We start from the raw sequence: 24,622 nt of genomic DNA, 5'->3' as shown, positions 1-24,622 counted from the left end.
ATACGGTAAGGTAACACCGGTCCGCAGACGAGTCAAGGCAGAACGGCTTATGAAGCGGCTGCCTCGTAGTATACCGCCAGCGTCTCATCCACGTTGCGGGAAGGTGGATACTGTTCCAACCACTGGCGTGTAACGACGCAAGCCTTCTTTCTTCGTTCTTCGTCGAAGAACCAGGCAATGGCGTCAGCAATCTCTTCCGCATTGGCAGGGTCTTGAACGATTTTGCCGCCCTCGTCCGACAGTATTGCGTCAGAGGCGCCGTTGAAGCGCGTGGTAATTACCGGGAGGCCGCAGGCGAGGGCTTCCAGCACGGTGAGGGAGCATGAATCATAAAACGTGGGGTGCACGTAGATATCCGCGGCCGCGTAGAAAGGTTCCATGTTGCCGACGGGTCCAAGGAAGAAGACGGAACCGGCTACTCCCAGTCTTTCTGCCATTCGCCGGTAGAGCCATATCTGCCCCCGTCCGACCACTATCAATCGCACGTCCATTCCGGCCGCGCTCTTTTTAAGCAATGCAAGCGCATGCAGCAGTGGCTCCAACCCCTTGAGGCGGTAATTGTTACCGGCGAAGAGAAGGAGGATGGAACGCTCATCAACACCCATCTCGCTGCGCTTTGGTTCACGAAACCGCTCACGGAGTGACGGATGGAAACGTTGCAGATCCACGGTGTTAAAGACTACGGCGATTCTATCTTCGGGAAAATTAAAATAAGAGACGATGTCTCTCTTCACCATCTGCGATATCGCGATCACTCTCCTGACATGGCTTCCGGCGTAAAGGCGGCGCTGCATCCAGAGCTCCAGGTGGTGGCGCAGCGAAAGATGGCGCCTGAGCCAACGGTACCAGTAGTACCAGCGACTGCTGATGGATGCAAATTCCTGCTTGAGATACGCCCTCTCCACTCCGCCGTGAGGATTGAGCACATTGCTCACCAGACTCTGCCCCAGCCCATGAATAACATCAAATCCGTATCCGTTTACCATGCGCGCGGAAAAGAGCATGTAGGAGATCATTCTGAGGCTTCTTGGAAACTTCAGGACGGGCACGAGATGGACCTGATATGGTTGCTCCCCTTTCTCTTCTATCTTTGACGCAAAGAGATGCACCTCGTGGCCGCGCCGAGCCAGCTCTTCGGCGAGAAAGCTGAAATAACGCTCGCCCCCTCGTGAAGGCAGAAATTTGTCCAGCAGGATAGCAATGCGTAACATGCGTTGAGTGGCTGGTCCGCTCACCGTCTTTTTCCGAGCTGCAACAGTTTCTTGTAAAAGTCCACAAGCCGTGCTGCCTGTACGCCATAGTTCCACTCGGTCAGGGCTCGATCGCGGGCGTTGCTTCCGAACTCCGCTCTCATTCTTTCGTCGCTCAGGAGGCGCACCATACGATCAGCCAGTTCCTGTTCATCCATCGCGACAGCGTAACCCGTCTTCCCATCGATGACCAGTTCAGGGAGCATGCCCTGCGTTGAAACGATCGCCGGTTTCCCCATTCCCAAGACCTCGCGCAGTGCCCGCGCCGTGCCGTCTGAGCCGGCGCGCATCATCACATAAACGTCGAAGGCGGCGATGACCGAGAAGTAATCTTCTATACGGTACCCGGCCAGAATAACATCCTTTTGAAGGTTCAATTCTGCCAGAGGCTTCTTTATACTCTCTTCAATTTGAGAACTCCTGCCCACAATCACGAGCTTCACGTGTTCCATCCGATCCCGTACCTTGCGGAAGGCTTTCAGGATCACATCGTAACCCCTATCTTTCTTCAGCCGTCCGATGACGCCGACGACTCTGTCTGAAGGCTCGAGGCCAAGGCTTTCCCGGACATCGCGCACACTGCCTGTGTAGGGCTGTAGGCCCGGCTGGAGCCTGCAGCTTCTCTCCGCAGGGAAACGGAAATATTCTACGTCCTGCTGCCGCAGTCTTTCGCTATAGGTGACAAGGCCATCGGTGCGCGCCATGAGATAGGCCATGGAGCGACTCTGCGGCAGTCCGTCGCGTTTGTGGTCGGTTCTCACCAGGAGTGGACGCCTCGCTGAGAAGAGAAAAGACATCACTGCAGTCGCGTGATCATGCGACAGGTGCGTATGCACGATATCGACGTGCTCTTCGTCGACAAGGCGCTTGATTCTTTTCACGTCAAAGATCCAGTCCCGCAGCGAAAAATACCGGTTGAGCCTGAAGCCATCGTACCCGGAGACGTTCCGTTTCATTACTTCTTTTTGAACGGTGCGCTCTGGGAAGTCGATGGGGGTCTTTCGAAACGCAAGCGTGAGGACTAGCTCATGCCCTTTGAGCGCATCGCAAAGCGAAACAACAGGTTCGGCAGGGCCGGTCCACTTCCAGTCGCTAAAAAGATGAAGCACCCTCATTGTCTAAAGAACGCCTTGATGGTTCCGCAGACGTAGAGCACTTCGTCCTCTCTCAAGCCCGGGTACATGGGCAAAGAAAGGATCTCTGCGGCACCCTGTTCTGCGTGCGGAAAGTCACCCCTCTTGTAACCGAGGTGTCTGTAGACCTCCTGAAGATGTATGGGCGTAGGGTAGTGGATGAGTGTTGAGACACCTTTGCCCTTGAGGTATTCCTGCAATGCGTCTCTCGTCTTACTCCTAACCACGAAAAGATGATAGACGTGGTAGGCATAGGGCTTTTCAACCGGCAGCACGAGCGGTGTACCTTCCAGTTCGCGCCGGTACAGTGCTGCAAGCTTCCGGCGCTGTTCATTCCATGTATCGAGTTCCCGCAGCTTGAAGCTGAGAAAGGCCGCGTGCAGTTCATCAAGCCGTGAGTTGAAACCCTCCACGACGTGCACATGTTTATCTGTCTGGCCGTAATTACGAAGCCGGCTCGCGCTCTTGTATGTTTCTTCATCGGAGGTGGTAATGGCGCCGCCGTCACCCTGACAGCCGAGGTTCTTCGTAGGATAAAAACTGAAAGCGGCCGCCTTGCCGAAGGTACCCACTTTCTTTCCCTTATAGGATGCGCCGTGGGCCTGGCATGCGTCTTCAAAGACAGACACTCCATGGCGCTTGCAACAACCAAGGATCTCATCCATCGGTGCTGCATGGCCGTAGAGATGCACGGGAATGCAGAGCTGTACATTTTTTTCCTTTTTCAGTACCTCTTCCAGGCGGTCAGGGTCCATGTTGTGCGTGTCAGGCTCTATATCACACAACACCGGTGTCACCCCGTGCATCGAGAGGGCCATGGCTGTCGCGATATACGTATTGGGCGTGGTGACAAGCTTGTCACCCGCTTTGAGGCCGCAGGCAAGGCCGCCTATCCTTATAGCATCGGTTCCTGAGCCGACGCCCACGGTCCAGCGGGAGCCGATATACGTTGCAAAATCTTCCTCAAATGTCTTCACATGTTTGCCGAGAATGAACTCACCGCCAAGGTGTACCTGCTCAAAAAGACGCAGCATGTCCTTGCGGAGAGCTTCATACTCCCGCTGAAGGTCGAATATCTTGACGATCATTGCCAGTATTCCTTTCGATGCGTGCGGTAGAAGTCTGCGGTCTTTCTGATCCCCTCTTCGAGGCTGACCCGGGGCGTCCACCCGGTGCAGGATTCTATCTTCGCGATATTCGTGTAGTAATCCCCGGGCTCAACTTCCTTTCGCTCCTGGGTAAACTCCGTGAACTTTACCCTGCCCTTTCCGACAACCCTCACAATGGTTTCAGCAAGGGATTGGAAGGAGACGGGGGTGCCTGCCCCCACGTTGAAGACCTGGCCGTACGCCCTGTCGGTCGAAGACACCATGATAAGACACCGCACCAGGTCGTCCACATAGAGAAAATCGCGGAGGATCCGGCCATCCCCGAATACCGGTATCTCAGCATCGTCCAGCGCTTTGCGCACGAACCAGTTGAAGACACCGTACTCATCGTGCATCATCTGGTGGCGAGGCCCATACGTATTGGTGATGCGCAGGCAGGTGCCCTTTATACCGTGGATGTCGTCGTAGACGAGCACCATTTTCTCCGCGCTCAGGTTGGTCACCGCATAGATCCCTTTGGGATTCGTGGGATGATCCTCGTCCACGGGCAACTTGACGCTCGAGCCGTACTCGCCTCTCGTACCTGCAAAGATCACTTTCGCGTTTCTGTTGTTCAGGCGCAGCGCTTCCAGAAGTACAAGGGTGCCCTTGCAGTTGATGTCCAGATCCTGCAAGGGGTTGCGCATGCTGTCCACGTGATTCACCTGACCGGCGAGATGAAACACGTAATCAACGCCGCGCACCAGGTAGTTCATCGAGAACTGATCGCGCACGTCCGAAAACTGTACCTGCACGTTGTCTTCTATCTCTTTGATGTTGAAGAGGTTGCCGCCCTGTCTGGGCAGCATGTTGTCGACGATTGTCACGCGGGCACCCGACTTGACCAGGTCTATACAGAGGTTACTGCCGATAAAACCGAGACCGCCGGTTACCAGTATTTTCTTATCGCGCAGCGCGCTCATGCCTTCTGCCTTGCATTTTTTCCATCTCCCACAGTCTAGCATGTTTCATAAAGACATAGTACATAGTGGATGCCACGATTATGAGCCCCGGGACGCCGTCAAGGAATCCGCGCTTGATGATAAAATCTCTCAGGAAACGGTAGAGTGGACGGAAGATCATATTGAACAGGTAAAAGGAGTGGCCTGTTCCCTTGAGGTCTTCCGCAAAGGCTCCGGAGTATCGGTCCACGGTCTTGATCAGGTGCGATATATCATTGTAAGGAGCGTGCATGTAATAGTTCTTCAGCTTCCCCACTTTTCCGTTAACTTCGACCTTCGCGTGAAGCCCGCCCTCCCATCTGCCCTTATCCTTCCTGTACAGCCTGATCTCATGATCAGGATACCACCCACCGTACCGTATCAGTTTCCCGAGAAAAAAATTTTTCCGTTCGACCAGGAAGCCCTCGCACTCGGTGGTGCCCCGCACAACATCTTCGATCTCCTGTTTTATCTCGGGTGTGAGCCATTCGTCGGCGTCGATGAAAAGCACCCATGGCAAGGTACAGTGATCCTGAGCATACTGATACTTCTCCCTCTGGCTGGTCGTGATGAACTGTTGGTAGTTTGAAGCATATTCCCGGGCGATGCGAGGCGTATCATCCGTGCTGTCGGAATCAATCACGACGATCTCATCGGCCCATCCGCAGACGCTCGCAAGGGCCTTCTCTATAGTTGCCGCATTGTTGAGAGTAATCATATAGACCGACAGGGGGAGACGTGTCATTGCCCTTCCGGACTCTTGAGACGTGCTACTATATCCCTCGTTGAGTGGTCTTTAGGATCGCCCACGATGGCAACCTGTCCTCCGTAGGCTTTGACGACATCTTTTTCAGGTACCGTATCCGGCGTGTAGTCGGTCCCCTTGGCATGGAAATCAGGCTTCAGCAATCGCAGCAGGTTCTCCACGGTGGGCTCTGAGAAGGTGGTTACGTAGTCTACAAAGCGCAGCGCAGCGACAATCTCAACCCGTTCCACGAGCGGCGTGACCACCACTTTTCTCTTGCCCAAACCCACGACAGATGCGTCGTCATTGAGAGCGACCACAAGAACATCGCCGAGCGCTTTAGCACCTGCCAGATACCTGACGTGCCCCACGTGGAGCAGATCGAAGCACCCGTTACCAAAGACTATTTTCTTCCCCTTTGATCGCTCCAGGTCGATGATGCGCTTGAGTTCACCGTGGTCCCTGATGTATTCACCCATGTTCCTCGATCACCTTTCTCAGCTCATCCAGGGTCGTCACCGCCGTTCCGCGTTTCATGACCACGATGCCTGCCGCATGGTTTGCGATCTTTGCGGCGGTCAGGTAATCAGCGCCGGCAGCCAGCGACAGTGTAACTGCCGCTGCGACGGTGTCTCCAGCTCCGGTAACATCGGCGATCTCATCAGTACCTGATATTGGAATATGGTGCATCTCCCCGGTGTTAAGGCAGAGGCACATCCCTTTATTTCCCCTTGTTATGAGGAGTGCCTCCAGTTGCATGAAACTCATGATCTTCGCTGCCGTCTCATCGATACCATGGTGATACGGGTCCAGCCCGGCAAGCGTGTACGCCTCGGATTCGTTCGGTGTAATAAGAGTGAAACCGGAGAACTGACGCAGGTTGAACCTCGAATCACCGACGACGGTCTTCTTCTTGGCCATCATTTTTCCGTACTCAACAATCTCCTGGTCAATCAGCCCGTATTCGTAGTCAGAGAAGACGAAGCCGTCCATTTCGGGGCCGATGGCCATCAGCCGTTCCTTCAGTACAGCCTTAAGGTAAGCAGGGGTTTCCCGTCCATCCTCCCTGTCAATCCTTATCACCTGCTGCTTGGTGGTGTGCGTATCTCCAGCGAGTATGCGCGTCTTTGTTACGGTTCCGCCGTCGTGCTGCAGGAGTCCGTGCATATCTACATTCTGGTACGTTGAAAAATAGGAGATCAGCCTCTGACCTACCTGATCTTTGCCCACGCAACCCAGGGGAAAGACGTGTGCACCAAGCGCCAGCAGGTTGGCGATGGTATTCCCCGCGCTGCCCGGGTAGAGTTTTTCTTCCTCGTATTTGACGACAACCACCGGTGCTTCCCGCGAGAGCTTATACGGCATTCCGTAAATGTAGATGTCGGCAATGATATCGCCGATAACACATATTTTCTTTCCCTTGAACTTTTCGGTGACCGATAATTCCTTTTCAGCCAAGGATCTCCTCCACCTTTGCAAAAACATCTTGCGCGCCTATGCCTGTCATGCATTCATGATCTCGATCGCATTTCTTCCTGTTGCACGGCCTGCAGTCCACATCCTTACATACGATGTGTGTGGAACGGCTGGGGTACTCCGTGTACTTTGTGTCCATAGGTCCGAGTATCGCTATTGTAGGCGTTTCAAGAGCGTCTGCGATGTGGCGCGGCCCTGTATCGTTGCAGACTACGAGGGAGGCTCTTGAGAGGCAGACCTTCAGGTCCGCGATGTCCATCACCTCGATACCCACCTTCTCCTTGTTAGAGACAGTATTTTGTATGCGTCGTGCAAGCTCCACTTCCTGCTTCCCCGGCAATATGTATATCATCCTCGAATATTTCGAAGCAATCATGTCAGCAAGCCCTGAAAAATGGGAGGCGGGCCACCTCTTGGAAGGACCGTATTGCGCACCGACGATGAACGCGACGTAATCCCCGCCCACGTCCGTGTACTTCTGATCGAATCGCTGCTCTTCATCCGGCGTCACCCTCAGGAAAGGCGCCTCGTTCTCCCTTTCAGCACCCAGCGCATCAAGAATCCGCAGGTACTGTTCGGCAGTAGGCACAAGCTTGGCCGCCCGCTTCAAAGGCTGAGTGAGCATGAATCCCCTCTTGTTGAGCCGGTAGCCTATCCTGTTCTGAACTCCACCGAGAAAAAAGAGCAATGCAGAGCGAAAGGAATGGGGGAGCACAATGCCCTGGTCAAATCTCAGTTCACGCAGCATGCTTACCTTGTCGAGAAACGAGACAACGTCCTTTGAATCATTGGGTATAAACCGGTCGAAAAGCTCCAGTCCGTCGTAGAGATGCATGGCCTTGGACTGACCTATGGCCCATAGCTCGCCATTGCCAGGCTTTCTCAGCGAAGAGAGAAAGGGCGTGGCCATCACCATGTCCCCGAGCCAGTTAGGCAGATAGACTATCGTCTTCCCAGTCACTTCTCACACCCATAAACCGGTTGAACTTCACCGTATAGTGCAACCTGCCCTGCTCCACCGCTAGCTTATCCATTTCAGCGATCTCGGCAGCGAAGCTCTTCTTTTCCTTCTCCCAGCTCGAACGTTCTGCGGCCTCGATGTGGTCCACAAGCTCGCGGTAGCGGGCCTCTCCGTCGGGCTCCGCATACCCATTCACGAAAGTACAGAAAAGATGCTGCACCTTATCGACGAGGAGATTTGCCTCTTCGCCAAGGTTCATGCACGTCTCGTCGGTAAAGTTATCGAGGCGCTTCATTTTTTCAAAATCGATCGAGCCCCGCGCCTTCGCAATGTCGTACGCCTCGGTACCCACATACGGGAAAAAGAGCGACCACCTGAATCTCCCGGGCTTGATCTTCGATAAGAGCCTGACCGTTGCCATGATATCATCTTTGGTTTCGCAGGGCAAACCGATCATCACAAAGGCCGACGTGTGAAGTCCGTATTTGTGGGCCGCTCCGAAGGCAGCCTCGATCTCGCGATTCGTCATGAACCGGTGGAGCACGTTTCTGCGCAGGTTGTCGCTTCCGCTCTCGAGGCCGAACTTGACGATCCTGCAGCCCGCCTCTTTCAAGCATCGCGCGACTTCTTCGTCAAAGAAGCGCACATGCGCATTGCAGACAAAACCCGTGTTGGTGAGCTTCCTGTATTTTTCTGAGAATTCCCGCAACCACGCCTTATCAAGCGTGAATATATCATCGTCAAAAATGAACATCTTGATGCGCTGGTAATGGCTGAGGAGATAGTCGATCTCACCCATTACCTCGTCCACTCCCTCTCTCCGGATGTAGCCCTTCGGCAGATGACCCGAGTTCTTGTACATCTTGATGATCTTGTGATTAAGGCAGTAGGTGCACCTGAAGGGACAGCCGCGACCGGATAAAAGACCGACCCACCCGTCCTTCGTATCGATTATTCTCTGAAAGTCGAAGATATCATAGTCCTTGGGCGGCAACGCTCCTAGGTCGACATAAGGTCTGAGGGGCTCGAGCACTACCTTTTGGCCTTCCCTGTAACCCATGTTCAACACGCCCTTCGGGCTTCCCTTCGTAAGGTATTCAAGAAAGGCCTCTTCTCCCTCGCCAACACATACGCAGTCAACTGCAGGCTCCTGCATCACGTCGAGAGGGACCATGGTGGGATGTATGCCTCCGAAAACTATCGGCCTCGGAAGGTACCTCTTTATGTCGCGCGCTATCTCGACTGCGTACTTATGCTGGTTCGTGACTACGGAAAAGCCGATCACATCCGGGTTGATACGCAGCACATCTTCCTTGATGCGCGCGAGATCGAGAGGATAATCCACCTGCTCGTTTACGTTGAGCAGGTGGGTTTCAATGCCATGCTTCTTGAGCAGCCCGGAAATATGCGCTACGCCATAATTGAAGCCGATCTGGGCATTCAGATTCGGATATATAAAAAGCACTCGCATAAGTCACCGCCTAAAATCCTAAATCTAAATATCTAAATTCTAAACAAATTCTAACGTTCAAAATCCAAAACTCAGAAACGAAAACGCCGGCACAAGCGGCACGTTTGGGACATTTGACATTCGGTAATTTGATATTGTTTAGAATTTGGTGCTTAGGATCTAGAATTTGAAATATCGGCAGCCTCCTTCCGCCCCTTATGGACTATGTTTATGCGGTTCCACATCTGGCGCACCTCTTCAAAGACTTCGTCCGGTGTGATCGACGTGAGACAGACCCTTTCCTTGCAGTCTTTGTCCCTGCAGGGACTGCAGGGCAGGTCCCGCCGCACCATGGTGTGCATCGAACCGAAGGGCGCATTCACTCTTGGATCAGTCGGCCCGAAAACCGCCAGTACCGGCACGCCGGAGAAAGCGGCAAGGTGCATGACACCCGTATCGCCGCCCACGTACATATCCGCTCTCTTGAGCAAGGCGCACAATTGCGCAACACCAAGGTTCGCCGGAAGCACAACCCCGTAGTCTGCCATATCGCGCAGCCGTCTGGCTTCTCCCTCTTCACCCGGACCCCACAGGATCAGAACGGTTGCCTTTATCGACTCTTTCATGCGCTTCAGGAGTTCCGCGTAGTTGGCCAGATCCCAGCGTTTGAACTGGCTCCCCTTGCTGCAAAAGGGAAAAAGAGCAATGATGGGGGGATGTATATCATGCTTCGCCAGCATGTCATGTACATAGCTCTCCGCTTCCGGCGGAGCCACGAGTTCTACCCGAGGAATAGTCCCGTTTACTCCGAGATGCCTCGCTAGCAGCATGTTCCGTTCGACCTTGTGGAGACGCGACTCTTCGCCGTTTACCCTTTCATCATAGGCAAGCCAGCTACCCTCCTTCGCAAATCTTCTGCCAAAGCCTATTCTGCGTCCGGCCCGCGTCACATAATCGAGGAGTGCGCTCTTCAGGATCGCGTGAAAATCGATGAGCACATCGTAGTTCTTTGCGCGTAAATTCCTCAAGAAATCGACCAGGCACCTGAATGCTATGAGCCCGTTGCCTTTCTTCAGACTCGCGACGATGAGGTCGCGGGGGAACCGTATGACGTGATCAACAAAGCCCTGGTGTGATAAGAGCTCTGCGACAGATCCTTCCACAAGCCAGGATATCTTTACGCCGGGCAGTTCGTCTTTGAGAGCTTTTACTGCAGGGAGGCTCATCAGCACATCACCCAGAGAGGTGAGCCTTACAACAAGGATTTCATGCGGATGAGGCATTTTTGAAGAGTTCCATGACCTCAGGGGGAATGCGCACCGGTTTTCTCCCTCGGTCAACGCAGATATGCTGGGTGTGGCCTTCGACAACGATCTCGCCGTCCTTGAAAACTTCATAATGGAAGGTGACGCCTCGCGATTTTACATCAGCCAGGCTGGTCCGCACATTGAGGAGATCGTCGTAGGTAGCTGCGCTATGGTACCTCACGTTGATGCCTGTCACTACCAGGTGATACCCCATCTCCTCAAACTCCCGGTAGGTGAAACCCTTCTCCCGCATGAATTCGCTTCTTCCTATTTCGAAGTACTGGGGATAGGTCCCATAGTAGACAATGCCCATCCTGTCAGTATCCGCATATCTGACCCTCACGGGCACATCTACGTGACCATCCGCGTTATTGTCTGCCGTGCCCCGTGCGCTTTGTCCCTTGACCCTGTCCTTGCTGTCCATCTACAATGCCCTTAAAAATTCGGGCCTCAGCAGAGCAGGGTCTCTCTCGGCCAGAACGTGTCTGATAGCCTTCAGAGCCTTCTCCTTCTGCTCCGGCAACCAGACCTTGATGGGAAGATAATTGGAGGCGTGATTTGACGCAAAGAAGCAGTGGGTCACATTGGTGTGCTCTATCATGATTGCCAACTCTTCCAGAAGCATGTAGGGATCGGGAACGTGAAAGATGCCGGCCTCGATGTCCCTGGCAAGCGGGGTGCCCGGTACCACGATGATGCTGAGTGCTCCTGCGTACTCCGGATCAATTCTGGACAGGAATTTGCCCGTCTCTTCAGCGTGGATCCTGCTGCGCTCAACCCCTCCGAGCCCAAGAAGCACTGTCACCGAAAGTACGATGCCTGCTTCTTTGACCTTGTGGCACGCCTCTTCCATCTTTTCAAGCGTCGTGCCTTTGCACACCCTGTCGAGCGTGACCTGGTCCCCCGACTCCACGCCCAGGTAGAGGATACCGAGCCCTATATCTCTCAGGCTTTTCAGTTCATCCACCGATTTTTTCAGAACCGACTTCACATTACCATAGATGCCTATCCGCTCCAGTTTTGGAAATGAGTCTTTCACCAGTTGGACGATTGGAACGAGCCGCTTCTGAGGAATGATAAGGGCGTCTCCATCGGCGAGAAACACCTTGGTTATATAACGGGCGTAAGCCTTCGCCTCGTCAACATCCTCTTTAATCTCTTCGAAGCTTTTTACACGAAATTTTTTATCTTTGAATGAGCCGCAGAAAGTACACTTGTTGTGTGAACAGCCCACGGCCACCTGCAGTATGAGACTGTGAGCCTCGCTGGGAGGCCTGTATATTGCTCCTTCGTATTTCATTTTTCAATCCTGTAGACCTTTTCCCCTTCTTTGATAAAGCCGTATTTCTGTCTGGCCAGCTCTTCAAGGTAACGGTCATCCTTCTGAAAGCGATCCACCTGCGCCTTCAACTGCACGTTTTCGCCTTCGAGCTTCCCTATGGAGCGTTTGACAGCGCTGACCTGCCTTCTGAGCTTTATGTAATCAATGATGCCGTGTTCAGAAAAGAGAGCGATGAATAAGAAGGCCAGTATAGTGACAAGGATTGCGTATTTCCTCGTCAACAGCTCAAACATGCCCTTATTTTAGTGGCAGCAGGCTGAAAAGTCAATAAGATGGAGACTGCATACTGCCTGATTGCTCACGGCCGAAAGCAGTATTACGGGTTATGGTCGGGGCGACTGGATTTGAACCAGCGACCTCTTGCTCCCAAGGCAAGCGCGCTAAACCATGCTGCGCCACGCCCCGAACGCAAAAAGAATAGCACACGTGCAGCGCGCCGTGCAATACAAGGGCAGACCATAGACATCAGACTTTCAGACTTCAGACTTAAGGCGTCGGGTCCGTCGACCTTGCTTCAATGTTTGAGTCTGAGGCCTGGGGTCTGATGTCTAAGGTCTAAGGTCTGCCTGGCGTCTGAAGTCTTCTCATGCTCCTTCTACCTTCTGCTTTATATCATCCCTCAGCGCCTTCTTGTCCACCTTCCCCACTTTGGTCATCGGAAGCTCATGGACGAACTCTATGCGCTCCGGAAGCTGTTGCACTGAGGCGCCCCTCTCCTTCAGAAAGGCAACGACTGCTTCAAACGTGAGTGCTGTATCGGGCTTCAGCTTCACGTACGCGCAAATCCTCTCTCCCAGCACAGCATCCGGCATGCCGACCACTGCCGAGTCCGCAACGCCTGGATGGGCGCCGAGCCGGTTCTCAATCTCCAGTGCGCTGATTTTTTCGCCGCCCCTGTTGATTATGTCCTTGATCCGGCCGGTAATCGTGATATTTCCCATGGGGTCTTTCCGCGCTTTGTCGCCTGTTTTGAAGAATCCATCCTTGGTGAAGATATCTTTGTTCTCTTCCGGAGATTTGAAGTACCCGGTAAAGACACCGGGCCCTTTTGAAACGAGCTCGCCTTCCTGTCCTTGAGGCACCTCTTTTCCTCTATCGTCGATGATCTTGATTGTGTCGTAGGGGCAGGCGGGTCTTCCGACGCTGCCGAGGATGACATCCATGCTGTCCCCCAGCCTTGTAGTAATATTGGTGCCCTCAGAAGAGCCGAAGGCATTGATGACCACGCATTTCAGCTTTTCGTACGCACTGCGGAGGAGTTCAGGGGTGCTGGGCGCTCCACCGAGGCATATCTTCTTCAGCGAGCTCAGATCATATTTTTCGAGGCCTTCGATGGCGAGCATCCGCGTGATAAGGGCGGGGACAGAAGGCAGTGCTGTAACCTTCTCTTTTTCTATCGATGCGGCGATATCCTCACCCTGCGTGGAATCGAGGAGCACGAGTTTGGCATAATTGAGCAGCGCTGCCCCGATGCCCCAGTGCATGGCCATGCTGTGCCCCACGGGCGTGATCACCATGAGCGTGTCATTGCTTGTAATCTCCCAGGCCCTTGCATGATACTCAACGTTGGTAATGTAGGAATTGTGAGTCCTCACGCTCGCCTTCGGCAAGCCGGTCGTGCCGCCTGTCGGCATGATATGCGACACCTCGTCCGGATCAGGCCTTCTGGCAGCTAGTGCCTTGAGGTTCTTGGGAGTGAGTTCGGCCTGTTCGATGAGCTCGTCAAGCGTGGGGTAGGCACCGTTCTTCTCTGCTCTTACCTGGATGATATGTTTGAGCTGGGGATTTTCTTTCACCACATCGTCGATGATCGGCTCGTACTCAATCTTGCCGTATTTCTTCGGTCCGATCCAGGCTACCGGCTTTGTCAGGCTCGCAAGATGGTTGATCTCTGACTGGTTGTGCCTGGGAATGAGAAGCAGGGTCGCCGCGCCTATCTTCTGCATGGCGAAGAAAGAGAGGATGTATTCGTACCAGTTGGGAAACTGGAGAAGGACCCAGTCTTTTGGCTGAATACCCATCTTCATCAGGCTTATCGCAAGGCGGTCAACCTTCTCCCGAAGTTCCCTGTATGTATAACGACCCGCGCCATCGACCAGCCCGACCTTGTCCGGGTAAAGATCCGTGGCCTTGTCGAACATGTCTCCCCACGTCAGACCGAGCCACCAGCGCAGACGGTTGTACTTCTTTAGATCTCTTGTTGCGTACGGTGTAAAACCCTCCATAGGCATGGCTTATCCTCCTCCCGAATTTTTGATATCTAATTTTGAGCGATCAGCCGGGCAAATCTGCCGACGGTCGCCTTCGTGCTGTCTGAGATCATTTCGGAATATGAATCGTCGTTTCGTATTTTGTATACAGTTTTTACCATTGTCGGAATTACCCTGTCAAGAATAGCGTACGTGCCGGGATGTCCGAAAACGAGGCCTATCCTGAAAAAACTGCGCCTTAGAATTACTTCGCTGGTGCCGCGCGGTTCTCTTCCTCAGCCGCTTGCTGTCTAAGGCTCTGCAGATGGGCATCCACAGTCTCTGCGGTGACCACGACTCCAAAATCAGACGGTATCTTGACCGCCGTATCGTCGAGCATGCGGGCTATCATGATGTTGCCTATCGAAACCCGGAAGTGGGACGGATTATAAAAATTGAGAGGGTCTCTGGTGATCGAGTTTATTCCCGTGAAATCATAGAACGGAGTGAGTTGCGCCAGCGCTTTTTCAAAACGGCCGAATTCATCCAGATTAAGATCGAGAAACCAGTTCTTGTACGGAGGGTTCATGAAGAACACAGCGCGTATTCCCTGTTCTTTCAACAGGGCGACCATTTCACTGATGTCTTCGATTGCCCCTTTCATGTTGTCTCCGGTAACACTCTCTATCTTTTCCGTGAACTTGGGGTCCTTCCGGTATTCCTCAGCGTGTTCATCGATGTACTTATCAACGCCGGGAACGAGCAATTGCCCTGTATTGGTGATGTCCCAAAAAAACGCAGGCGATCCCCCCTTGCCTGTGATTCTCCGCCAGTATCCTTCGATCACCGGGCTCATGATGTGCTGGCTGTGGAGAGAAAAAAGGTAGCGCAGGTAAAAGGGCAGAGGCGATTCATTGAGCACAGGGGGATACGGATGGCGCAATGGCTGACTCAGGCGCTCCGCCGGATTCGATTTGAAGGAAAAGTCGTCGAGACCCACAAGAACCAGTTTGGGTCTGACTCCTCGTTTCAGCATGTATCTCAGGTTGTTGAGGAACTCGTGGGGGAGCCCTCCGTTGCACGTCATGTTGTAACACCGGAAGTTCTTGATGGCCCGGACGTCGATATTCCCCACCCTGGACGAGCCAAAGAGGAAACAGTCGTACCGGTCCGGATATTCCGTGACGTAGCGCACCTTTATAAAATTACTGTTCGGCTCAACAAACTGCCACGAGAAGTCTTTCCTAAAAAGGCCGTAAGGGTCGAGCACGTAGTTGGAAAGCCCCACAGTGGCAAAGGCCAGTGCAATCACCCCGAGCGCTACATAAAACCAATTCTTGTCCTTATGCATGCATACCCTAAAAATTGAAATAGAGAAACTCGTTTATTCTAAAGAGTTGCAGGGCTGCGTAGGCGCCGGCAGCAATGACCAGCAGTGACTTCCAGCCCGGCTTGAAGTTCTCCGCCATCTCATTCGAGTTCTTGAGCACGAGACATGCGGCCAGGGCGACCGGGACCCACATACACGCGTCCCTGCTCCCCTGCATGATGCTCTTCCACGGCATGAAATGGACGTACGGCCCTTTCAAAAAACCCAATGCCTGTGCCCAGCCCTCGGGAAGGGCAAACCCGTTGAATCCGAACATGCCTCTGATCACCTTGAGCGCCTCATCCCACGTGCGGGCACGAAAGAATACCCACGCCGTATTGACAAAGATGAAGGTCAGTAGCCACGCCACGATGCCGGGCATCTTCCCTCCCAGTCTCCTCCACAAGCGCTGCAGCACGAGTCCTGCGCCGTGGAGAAAGCCCCAGAAGACGAATGTCCAGCCTGCGCCATGCCAGATACCGCATATGAGGAAGGTCACGATCAGGTTGAAATAGACCCGTCCCTCGTTTACGCGGCTCCCGCCGAGAGGAATGTAGATATACTCCCTGAGAAAGCGCCCCAGCGTAATATGCCACCGCCGCCAGAAATCCTGGATTGTGAGAGCTTTGTAGGGGCTGTCGAAGTTGATCGGGAGCCGGATGTTGAACATGAGCGCGCTTCCGAGCGCCATATCCGTGTAGCCGGAAAAATCGAAATAGATCTGCAACGTATAACAGAGTGACGTGACCCAGGCGTAGAGAAAGTTAAAAGGCTCGGGCGCAGCAAAACCGTCATTGGCCCACAGGGCGAAACGGTCGGCCACCACAGCTTTCTTGAAGAGACCGATCGAGAGAAGGTAGAGACCGAGAGAAAGATTCCGGTAGTTGACTGTCTCTCGCACTGTTCTTTTGAGCTGAGGAAAAATGTCCGATCGGGTCACGATGGGCCCGGCAAGGATGTAGGGAAAGTACGTGCCGAAAAGAGCATAGTCAGGCAGATCGGATCCCTTCATCGGAGTGCGGTAACTGTCCACGAGATAGCCGATTTGGATAAAAGTGATAAAGCTGAGTCCGAGGGGCAGCGCAAGGGAGCGGGGCGCGATCTGCGTGTGCAGAAGATAGTTCGCATTCATGATAATGAAATCAATGTACTTGTAATAGCAGAGCAGAAGGATATCGGCGGCTATGCCCAGGACGAGAACAGTTCTTCGCTTCGCAGCGTGCTGTTCGCCCAGGGCGTTAAGGACAGAGCCGAATGAAAAATTGAAAAGTACTGCACAGACGAGAATGAGCAGATATCCCGGCTCCGACCAGCCGTAGAATGCAAGCGATGCTCCCACGAGCCAGAGCCTTGCTACCAGCACCGGTCGAACAAGGCGGTTCAGCAGGAAGTAGACGATCAGCGTAACAGGCAGGAAAAAGAAAAGATACTCGTGAGAATTAAAGAGCACGCTTTACCCTCTACCCATGATCGCGCTCAGCCCGCAGAAGTCTTGATCTGCACGTCCTCAAAAAGTCTCTTCATCACGCTTTCGTGTCCGTGGATCATGTCTGAGAAATCCTGCGGTTTGAAACCATACCGCGCGGGATCAAAGGAGCCCACCACGGTAAATCCGTTATCTGCAGCCAGGCGCCTCAGGTACGACTCCACTTTGAGTGTCGCGCCGTACTCCGGGTTTCGCACGCAGATCTGATACACGTCCGGGTGCAGGGGCGGCAGAAGAAACACAACCGTCACCCCGTGATTCTTCAGCCACTGCAGCAGGCCTTCGAAGAGCTCAGTGCTGCTCAGCTCCGTAAAATTGGAAAAGATTATATCGGGCAGGCCACCTGTGCCGACCTGCGGCATAGTCGAGAATCTCATCTTGTAAGGGAAGTGAAGGCTTCCGTCCGGCTCCCTCACATAATCATCGATATCAGCAGTCTTGGTGACGTAGAGCTTCTTGCCTTTCTGCACGTGCTGCCAGTTCTGCAATGTATATTCAAGATTGATAAGCTGCCCGTACTTGCTTGTGACGCTGGCTTTCGGTGCTGCCACACTCCCGGCTGAATCCGCCCCCCCGCGCGCACCTTTCGGAAATTCAGCAACCATCTCCTGGTAGTAAGGCTCCAGTATCCTCCAGAACTCGGCGCCGGGCCACGCATTCTTGTTGAACATCCACGGGTCCATGCCTATGATGACTGCCCTGGGCAACACGCCCTTTTTCTTGTAAAGGCCCACGATTGCCACACAGTCCTCAACCATGCCCCCTGAGACCGCGTGGTTGAAGAAATCAACGTCACCCGCCAGGAAGCGCTTGCGGAGCAGCATGCTTCGTGACGAACCGAGCGCTATGACGTCCCTCCGGCCCGGGTAATTTTCCACGATGAGTCGCTCCAGTTCCCGTTCGTCACTCCGGCCGAGGTAACCGGCGACCATCTTGCCGTTTATGAGGTTCATGGCAACGCCCTTCAGCCCTTTATTCGACCTGAACACCCCGGCGCTGTCAGCCTGAAAATTGAAGAAAGCGGTCAACAGGAGAAGAAACAGAAAGAGCGCCAGGAATCTTTTCAGCCATCGCTTGCATGAACGGTGAGAAAGGCTTTTCTGCATCGCCATTGTCAGAACCTGAAATAGAGAAATTCAGAATAGGTGCCGAGGAAGAGCACCGCGACCCACGCAACGACCGCAAAGAGGACGAGCTGCACCACGCTTGGGTTGAAACGTTCTGCTATATCGTTCGAATTCCTGAAAAGAATAGAGAGTGGCAGGAATATGAGAAACATGCAGACGATGATCTTGCTGTTGTTACCTATTTTACCCAGCAGGTCGTCAAGGGCGGATGTGAAGCTTTTGGCATGCAGTAACCGGGTAAATGTATTCTCAGGCAGCGAAGGCGCGTCGGCACCGGCCATTCCCTTGAGTACCTTGAGCGCGTCACCAAACGTCTTTGCCCTGAAAAAAACCCAGGCCGCATTGATAAAGTTGAAGGTGAGAAGCCACGCAACCCATCGGGGCATTGAAAAACCGAACTTCTTCCATAAGCGATGGATCACGAGCGCGGCACCGTGCAGACAACCCCATAGCACGAAGGTCCAGCCTGCCCCGTGCCACAGGCCGACGATGAAAAAAGTAATCATCAGGTTGAGCAGGACATGCCATTCGGCAACCCTGCTCCCACCGAGGGGAATATAAAGGTAGTCCCGCATGAACCTGCCCAGGGTCATATGCCAGCGCCTCCAGAACTCCTGGATGTCCAGTGACCGGTAAGGGGTATTGAAATTGATGGGCAGCTTTATGTTGAACATCAGGGAGGAACCCAGCGCCATGTCGGTGTATCCTGAAAAATCGTAGTAGAGCTGAAGCGTGTAGGCGAGCGACGTAATCCACGCCTGGACAACGGTGAGCTGGGAGAGCGTGTCAAAGCCCGTATTCGCCCAGACAGCGAACGTGTCGGCTATCACCAGCTTCTTGAAAAGCCCGATAAAGAAAAGACAGATGCCGGATGACATGTTCCGGTAATCCGCCACCTTGTTCCGCAACCGGTCGAACTGGGGCATCATCTCGGCATGGTGGATGATAGGCCCGGCCAGAAGGTGCGGGAAGAACGTCACAAAAAGACCGTAATTGAGCGCACTATATTCCTTGACCTTAGCCCTTTCTGTGTCGACCAGGTAGGCTATCTGCGTGAAGGTGAAAAAACTGATGCCGAGCGGGAGGACAATGTGGAGGAGCCGTAGATCCAAGTTGCCGATAGCATTCACATTGGCGATAAAAAAATCGGTGTACTTGAAATAACCAAGGAGTGCCAGATTTCCCACGATACCGGCACCCAGGAGACACCTGCTGCGAGAGAAACGCCCTTCCTCCCTCTTTTTCGATATCATTCTCCCGATCACGTAATTGAAGAGGATGCTTACCGCAATAAGGGGGAGATACACCAGGTTCCACCAGCCATAAAAGAGGAGAGAGGCAACCAGCAGCCAGAGCTTCGATCCCACGGTGAATCTGCGTTTGCTCAGGAGGAAGTAGACAATAAGGACCGCAGGGAGAAACAAAAAGATATACACATACGAATTGAATAGCATAGTGTTCCGATACCGGAGATGCGAATGCAGCGCTAATTTAACAAATATCGGCAATCAAAGCAAAACCCGGCCGGAGAGCAGGTCACAGGAAGCAATTGACAGCCAAGAAAAAAACCGCATAAACTAGGGCACTTCATAACCCGGTGCTTTCAATGAGATATTTCATCAAACCAGAAGCTGACGCGTATTCTTCCGCAGAATCCAGAAAGTATCCGGGTAACAAGACGTATACAGAGTACAACTATCTCGCACCCGGCATAGCTTCGTACATCAAGACCTGGCATTTCGAAAAAGCACTCGCCTTGACCAGGAGCTATTTTCACCATGCCAATGTGATAGACTTCGGCTGCGCGGACGGGGTTCTGCTGCCATCGCTGTCAAAATACTTCAATCACGTGTGCGCTATCGACAGGAATCCCGCATTCATCACAACAGCCTCTGCCCTGGTGGACGAGCTGCATCTCTCCAATGTCGAGTTGCTGTGCAACGAAGGACTGACAATCGAGGACGTGAAGTCGCGTTTGGCGGGTAGAGAATACCATGTGCTTTACCTTTTGGAGACCCTGGAGCACGTGGGTGACCGGGACGCCATGTATGATTCCCGTGTCCGATTCTTGAAAGAGATTGCCGATTTGATTGCCAAAGAAGGCATCATGGTAGTTTCTGTGCCGAACATGGTCGGCATTTTCTTTCTTATTCAGCGAGTAGGGTTGGCCTTGACGCATTCTCTCAGGGAGACCCTTTCCGTACGCGAACTGCTTAAGGCTTCCTTGCTGAACAACACTGCCGGACTGGAAGAACGGTGGGATGGTGGGCACCTCGGGTTCAACCACAGGAAACTCGAAAACAGAATGAAGCTCGAATTTCGTATTCTGAAAAAGAGCCACATCATGTTTCAAGTCCTGTATCTCATTACGAGGCAGTGAGGACGTGGGTCATGATCGGGCCGGCCGGGAGATTTTCGACCGGAGAACGCGGACAAGGTACGGGCAGTCGGTTGTCGATGTGGCGAAGCCTAGAGAAGGGTCTGCTCCTGGATCGTTGTCTGCAGGGCCTTCAGGGCCTTTTCAATGATCGACCTGCGAAGTTTCCTCTCTTCCGCCGGGGGAAGATTTGCGTCCCCTAAGGGATTGACAATCTTGTTGGCGGGCAGAATCCTGTTGGAGCCCACCATCTGAGCTACCGGAGTAATAGCGCAGAGATGAGCAGTGGGGATGCCGAGCCTCTCCAACTCTTTGGCGAGCGTTGCACCGCAACGCGTGCTCGTCCCTCAGGTAGAGGTCAGGATGACCCCTGACACGCCTTCCAGTTCCAGTTCCCGTGCCATCTGCTGGGCCAGTTTTTTCATCACGTCAACAACGCAGGCAACGCCTGCAGTGCTGTAGAACGTGTTGTGGAGTTTGCCGATCACTCCTTCCTGCTCAAGCCTTCTCAAGACATCAACAGGGACGAGCCGGTTCGGATCCTGTTTGATGAAGACAGAATCATAGCCCCCGTGGTTCACTTCATAATCCTCAGGGTTGAGCGTATCCAACCCCTTGATATCATATTTCCCGAGACGAGTAGCGGCCAGGCTTTCGATCCTGTCAGGATTGCCCTTCGGAACAAGCCCCCCATCCGTCACCAGCGCTATAGTAGCCTTGCTGATCTCGCGGACCGGTGGTGCCGGGTTCACCCTGTCATATGCAGCACGGGGCACTTCAGATTCGTACGGTTTACCGCTGAGTTTCGCGAGCAGCAGGTCGACAACCCTCTCGGCTCCTGTTCTTTCAGCGACTTCATTTATCAATACGCCTCGGGGAAAATACCCTTCAACAGAAGGCTTGCCGATTTTCTCATGAGCCACCAGTTTCCGGAGAATCTCCGCCATGGGGGTAACGGCCTTGCTCATGCCTTTCGCTGAGTTGGCGGTTTGGACCACGTAGATATCTTTGCGGCAGATCTCCAGGCCCGGGTTATCTTCATACATCCCGGTAACGGACGGAATTCCCAATCGATCATGCACCCGCTTGCAGACTGTTGCACATGCCATTCCATACCTTCCTGCATTGAAGGCGGGGCCTGCAATGACTGCGTCCGGGCGATACGTAACGATCACTTTTTCCACTTCCTCAGACACCTTCTCCAGGTCTTCGGCAAAATAGTTGTCGCCGCAGATGACTGTTGCCACTATCTCGCCCCACGCGCTGATTGCCGGCTGGAATGCCCTTCCGGGACCAACAGGCCCTTCCGATACCTGCGGCGGCAGATCCGCCTTGTCCTCCCCGCCTATCCCGCCAAAGAATTGATTGATGTAGTGAACGACTCTCTTCATCACGCTAGTACCTCACTGCCCTGAGCTTAGAGCTTCCTAATTGACAGAGCGATCCCTTGATCCGGTTGATGGATCTCACGATCTCGCCATTCACCCGCGGTGCGCCTGTTGGAAAGCTGGGCCTGCCGATGATCCGATCCACAGCGGGCAACGGCAGATCAATGAAGGGCACACCCATGCTCACAATCGCATCAACCTCAGGCATGCTGAAGATGGTCATGCCTCCATATTTGGTATCTTTCACGTCTGCACCCATGTGAAGCATGGCGATCGCGGTCTTCATGCCCAGCTGTTCGCAGCGCTGTGCTGTCTTTGCCATCGCCAGTTCCGGGGCACCTCCCCCCATCTTCGTGAGAATAACGCCTTCGGCGCCGACCACGAATTTTGCTAGCTTCGAGGCTATATTCGCAACTCTGTCCATGTCTCCGACATTGTTGGGCGCCAGGGTGAGAATAACACCGCTGAAACAGAGATCCTTCCCGTGTCTCGCGTAAAGTTCTCTGATGATAGGATGATTCTGGACATGGTAGGTCAGCATGTTGAGCGTTGGAAGGGGCGCGGTGATTGCTCCGTCGAGCACCTCGTTCGGGTGAATAAGCGTGGGGACGATGTCGGAAACATTCTTGCCGTACAGTATAGGCTCGCCTTGGACAGGCTCAAATTGAAGTGTCTGTATCTGGTAGATATAGACGACTCTGGGCAGCCCCTGGTGCGCCTCTTTCATGTCAAACAGGGAGGGCAGCTCAAAAACCTCCCTCAAGTCTGGCTTCACCGTCTTGCCTGCCCTGGCCAGGTAGGCGGCTGCTTTCAGGCCTGCGGTCTTCACAGCTGAGAAGTAATCATCCGTGCTGATACCATCCTGGGGCGTAGCCATTACGACTATATTATGCGTCTTGCCGAACGTGCTCGCTTCAGCGCCGGGGCCGCACATCTCAATGATTTCCCCATTGGCATCTGCGCTATGGCTTGTATCCCACTTTTCACGGTAATCGCTGAGGACTACAGCCGTACCCTTCAGCACGCACGTGCTGCCTTGCCCGGCAGGAGCCTGTCTTCCCACAGCGCCGGGGAAATCTTCATCGCCACCGCTCGTCTTCGCTCTCGGTTCGATCACATCCATCACTTTGACGATGCGAGATTTCTCGCCGGGATGTGCCAATTCGATATCAACGTCTTTCAGCCTGCTGTCTTCTTTGATCAACGCCTGCAGCTCGGCACGATTGATGACGAGTGTCCCTTCACTTATTGACGTCTTGTCTCCAAAAACAATGTTCTCAACACGGATGCTATTCAGTTCAAGTCTCATATATTCTTCCCTCGAACGCTAAACGAGTGACGCATAGTCCGCTCGCACCGTTCCAGTTCCTGTAGTCAGACAGGTGAAAAATGGGATAAAGAGCCATAGGAACTAGCCGCTGAAAATAGTTGGTGCCGAAGGGGGGCTTTGAACCCCCACGGAGCTAAGCTCCATCGGATTTTGAGTCCGACGCGTCTGCCTATTCCACCACTTCGGCCCGTTTTCATTCTATGCGGTTTTTCCCTTGCCTGTCAATGCTCTTCTGTGAATCGAAACGGCTGCAGCAATTGGTTCCTTGAACGCGCTGATACATCCCCGGCGCATCCATTCACCGGTTGGCCTCAACGGGAAATAACCGGGTCCTCATCAGGCCCATCTTCGCCAGCCTGTATGTGAGCGCGGTTACCAGGCAGCCAATGCCGTACCTCGTGCTGCGGGAGAAATTGATAGATGATGCTGCCGGAAAATAGTTGGTGGGGCAACTCACCTCAGCGACTGTGTAGCCAAGCCAGAGTATCTGAGCAATGATTTGGTTGTCAAAGACAAAGTCGTTGGAGTTTTTTTCAAAAGGCACTTTGGTCAACAGGTCGCGGGAAAAGGCGCGGTAGCCCGTGTGATACTCGGAGAGCTTCGCACCGGTTAACAAGTTCTCGGCAAAGGTGAGCGCCCTGTTGGAAACGTATTTGTAGAGAGGCATGCCACCCTTGAGGGCATAGCCGCCCAGAATTCTCGACCCCAGTACGAAATGATAGAGCCCGCTGCCGACCAGAGAAACAAATGCCGGGATGAGCCTGGGCGTGTACTGGTAGTCCGGGTGTACCATAATGATAATATCGGCACCCTCGAGAAGGGCCTGCCGGTAACAGGTCTTCTGGTTACCTCCATACCCGAGGTTTGACTCGTGCACGAAGAGCTTCGTTTTGGGCAGTGACCGCGCAAGCTCCGCTGTTCTGTCTTTACTGTCATCGTCCACGACAATGATGAGGTCAACGTAATCCTGCTCCAGCACCTCGCGGTGCGTCTTAAGCAGCGTGGCCTCGGCATGATAGGCCGGCATCACTACGACCACTTTCTTTTCCCGGTACATACCGCCTCACAAAAATGACACTATAGAGCGCCAGGATTTGCCGCCACCGGGCCGGTGTAGGTGCTCTCGTAATCAGATCACGATGTGGATTCTACAATTTCTGACAAGGTCTTGCAATAATTCGCGCTCGATTTACAGCTGGTGTACATCAGATGCATGCAGCCCATTCACGGGGCCAAATGGCCCTGCTGCTCGAATCTGCCCAGCTTGACCGAAAAAAGAGAGGCGTCGTACAATAGCATCCGATGCGAGCATTCATACAGGAGAAAAAAATCCTGCTCATTGGCGCCTTCCTGGTAATCGCTACTCTCATCGCGTACTGGCATGCCAAAGATTGTGCATTCGTCTCGTTCGACGATTACGAGTACGTAAGCCAGAACAGCCACATCCAGAGCGGCGTGACCGTAGATGCGGTCCGCTGGGCTTTCACGGCATTCCATGCTGCAAACTGGCATCCTCTGACATGGATATCCCACATGATCGATGTTGACCTCTTCGGTCTCAATCCAGAGGGGCACCATGTCATGAACCTCCTCTTTCACATAG

The 24,622-nt window shown here is 53.5% G+C and carries 23 protein-coding genes and 2 tRNA genes; 2 read left to right on the top strand and 23 right to left on the bottom strand.

Going from position 1 to position 24,622, the window contains the following annotated elements:
* Positions 1 to 47: 47 nt before the first annotated feature.
* The 19 genes from VMT71_16340 to VMT71_16250 all read right to left on the bottom strand — a co-directional run bounded on the left by VMT71_16340 (position 48) and on the right by VMT71_16250 (position 19,378).
* The gene (locus tag VMT71_16340; protein HVN25538.1) at positions 48 to 1,235 is read right to left on the bottom strand and encodes a glycosyltransferase family 4 protein; all 1,188 of its coding nucleotides are present in this window, start codon (positions 1,233 to 1,235) and stop codon (positions 48 to 50) included.
* Positions 1,232 to 2,365, bottom strand: coding sequence for a glycosyltransferase family 4 protein (locus VMT71_16335; protein HVN25537.1), 1,134 nt, complete (start codon positions 2,363 to 2,365; stop codon positions 1,232 to 1,234). The genes VMT71_16340 and VMT71_16335 overlap by 4 nt, the downstream gene beginning before the upstream one ends.
* Positions 2,362 to 3,471 carry a DegT/DnrJ/EryC1/StrS family aminotransferase gene (locus tag VMT71_16330; GenBank protein HVN25536.1) on the bottom strand — a complete coding sequence of 370 codons (1,110 nt, stop codon included), beginning with the start codon at positions 3,469 to 3,471 and terminating at the stop codon, positions 2,362 to 2,364. Before VMT71_16330 ends, VMT71_16335 begins: the two co-directional genes overlap by 4 nt.
* Positions 3,468 to 4,454, bottom strand: a complete 987-nt coding sequence (locus VMT71_16325; GenBank protein HVN25535.1) for a GDP-mannose 4,6-dehydratase — start codon at positions 4,452 to 4,454, stop codon at positions 3,468 to 3,470. Before VMT71_16325 ends, VMT71_16330 begins: the two co-directional genes overlap by 4 nt.
* Entirely contained in the window at positions 4,435 to 5,217 is a 783-nt protein-coding gene (locus tag VMT71_16320; GenBank protein ID HVN25534.1) for a glycosyltransferase family 2 protein, read from the bottom strand. Before VMT71_16320 ends, VMT71_16325 begins: the two co-directional genes overlap by 20 nt.
* Positions 5,214 to 5,696, bottom strand: a complete 483-nt coding sequence (locus tag VMT71_16315) for an adenylyltransferase/cytidyltransferase family protein (GenBank protein ID HVN25533.1) — start codon at positions 5,694 to 5,696, stop codon at positions 5,214 to 5,216. The genes VMT71_16320 and VMT71_16315 overlap by 4 nt, the downstream gene beginning before the upstream one ends.
* Positions 5,689 to 6,675 (bottom strand): bifunctional ADP-heptose synthase, encoded by a 987-nt coding sequence (locus tag VMT71_16310; protein ID HVN25532.1) that lies wholly within the window; start codon positions 6,673 to 6,675, stop codon positions 5,689 to 5,691. The genes VMT71_16315 and VMT71_16310 overlap by 8 nt, the downstream gene beginning before the upstream one ends.
* A complete protein-coding gene (gene waaF, locus VMT71_16305) occupies positions 6,668 to 7,654 on the bottom strand; it encodes a lipopolysaccharide heptosyltransferase II (protein ID HVN25531.1) in 987 nt (328 codons plus the stop codon). The genes VMT71_16310 and waaF overlap by 8 nt, the downstream gene beginning before the upstream one ends.
* Positions 7,623 to 9,125, bottom strand: coding sequence for a radical SAM protein (locus VMT71_16300; protein HVN25530.1), 1,503 nt, complete (start codon positions 9,123 to 9,125; stop codon positions 7,623 to 7,625). Before VMT71_16300 ends, waaF begins: the two co-directional genes overlap by 32 nt.
* Positions 9,126 to 9,277: 152 nt before the next feature.
* Positions 9,278 to 10,330: a glycosyltransferase family 9 protein gene (locus VMT71_16295; protein ID HVN25529.1), complete on the bottom strand. Its 1,053-nt coding sequence runs from the start codon at positions 10,328 to 10,330 to the stop codon at positions 9,278 to 9,280.
* Between the two features lie 40 nt (positions 10,331 to 10,370).
* On the bottom strand, positions 10,371 to 10,835 hold the full coding sequence (locus tag VMT71_16290; GenBank protein ID HVN25528.1) for a thioesterase family protein: 465 nt from the start codon (positions 10,833 to 10,835) through the stop codon (positions 10,371 to 10,373).
* Complete coding sequence (locus tag VMT71_16285) at positions 10,836 to 11,711, bottom strand: radical SAM protein (GenBank protein HVN25527.1); 876 nt, start codon at positions 11,709 to 11,711, stop codon at positions 10,836 to 10,838. It abuts the gene before it with no gap.
* On the bottom strand, positions 11,708 to 11,986 hold the full coding sequence (locus VMT71_16280) for a septum formation initiator family protein (GenBank protein ID HVN25526.1): 279 nt from the start codon (positions 11,984 to 11,986) through the stop codon (positions 11,708 to 11,710). Before VMT71_16280 ends, VMT71_16285 begins: the two co-directional genes overlap by 4 nt.
* Positions 11,987 to 12,079: 93 nt before the next feature.
* Positions 12,080 to 12,158 (bottom strand) — tRNA-Pro (locus VMT71_16275).
* A 179-nt stretch (positions 12,159 to 12,337) separates the two neighbouring features.
* On the bottom strand, positions 12,338 to 13,984 hold the full coding sequence (locus tag VMT71_16270) for an AMP-binding protein (protein ID HVN25525.1): 1,647 nt from the start codon (positions 13,982 to 13,984) through the stop codon (positions 12,338 to 12,340).
* Positions 13,985 to 14,207: 223 nt separating this feature from the next.
* Entirely contained in the window at positions 14,208 to 15,293 is a 1,086-nt protein-coding gene (locus tag VMT71_16265) for a hypothetical protein (protein HVN25524.1), read from the bottom strand.
* A 7-nt stretch (positions 15,294 to 15,300) separates the two neighbouring features.
* Positions 15,301 to 16,761 carry an MBOAT family O-acyltransferase gene (locus VMT71_16260; protein ID HVN25523.1) on the bottom strand — a complete coding sequence of 487 codons (1,461 nt, stop codon included), beginning with the start codon at positions 16,759 to 16,761 and terminating at the stop codon, positions 15,301 to 15,303.
* A gap of 26 nt (positions 16,762 to 16,787) precedes the next feature.
* The gene (locus VMT71_16255; protein ID HVN25522.1) at positions 16,788 to 17,909 is read right to left on the bottom strand and encodes a hypothetical protein; all 1,122 of its coding nucleotides are present in this window, start codon (positions 17,907 to 17,909) and stop codon (positions 16,788 to 16,790) included.
* A 2-nt stretch (positions 17,910 to 17,911) separates the two neighbouring features.
* Positions 17,912 to 19,378 (bottom strand): MBOAT family protein, encoded by a 1,467-nt coding sequence (locus VMT71_16250; GenBank protein HVN25521.1) that lies wholly within the window; start codon positions 19,376 to 19,378, stop codon positions 17,912 to 17,914.
* A gap of 152 nt (positions 19,379 to 19,530) precedes the next feature.
* Between VMT71_16250 and VMT71_16245 the strand changes: the two genes are divergently transcribed.
* Positions 19,531 to 20,304, top strand: a complete 774-nt coding sequence (locus tag VMT71_16245; GenBank protein ID HVN25520.1) for a class I SAM-dependent methyltransferase — start codon at positions 19,531 to 19,533, stop codon at positions 20,302 to 20,304.
* 89 nt (positions 20,305 to 20,393) lie between these two features.
* Here the strand turns inward: VMT71_16245 and VMT71_16240 are convergent, their stop codons facing one another.
* The 4 genes from VMT71_16240 to VMT71_16225 all read right to left on the bottom strand — a co-directional run bounded on the left by VMT71_16240 (position 20,394) and on the right by VMT71_16225 (position 24,076).
* A complete protein-coding gene (locus VMT71_16240) occupies positions 20,394 to 21,692 on the bottom strand; it encodes a glycine/betaine/sarcosine/D-proline family reductase selenoprotein B (GenBank protein ID HVN25519.1) in 1,299 nt (432 codons plus the stop codon).
* Positions 21,693 to 21,696: 4 nt separating this feature from the next.
* Complete coding sequence (locus VMT71_16235) at positions 21,697 to 22,998, bottom strand: glycine/sarcosine/betaine reductase component B subunit (GenBank protein HVN25518.1); 1,302 nt, start codon at positions 22,996 to 22,998, stop codon at positions 21,697 to 21,699.
* Positions 22,999 to 23,118: 120 nt separating this feature from the next.
* Positions 23,119 to 23,206 (bottom strand) — tRNA-Leu (locus VMT71_16230).
* A gap of 111 nt (positions 23,207 to 23,317) precedes the next feature.
* A complete protein-coding gene (locus tag VMT71_16225) occupies positions 23,318 to 24,076 on the bottom strand; it encodes a glycosyltransferase family 2 protein (protein ID HVN25517.1) in 759 nt (252 codons plus the stop codon).
* Between the two features lie 245 nt (positions 24,077 to 24,321).
* Here VMT71_16225 and VMT71_16220 point away from each other — a divergent pair.
* The coding region (locus VMT71_16220) for a hypothetical protein (GenBank protein HVN25516.1) at positions 24,322 to 24,622 on the top strand (301 nt) is incomplete at its 3' end.

The organism is Syntrophorhabdales bacterium (assembly GCA_035541455.1).
GTDB lineage: Bacteria > Desulfobacterota > Syntrophorhabdia > Syntrophorhabdales > WCHB1-27 > JADGQN01.
Note: the sequence above shows the minus strand (reverse complement) of the source record. Positions and strands in the feature narration are given on the sequence as shown.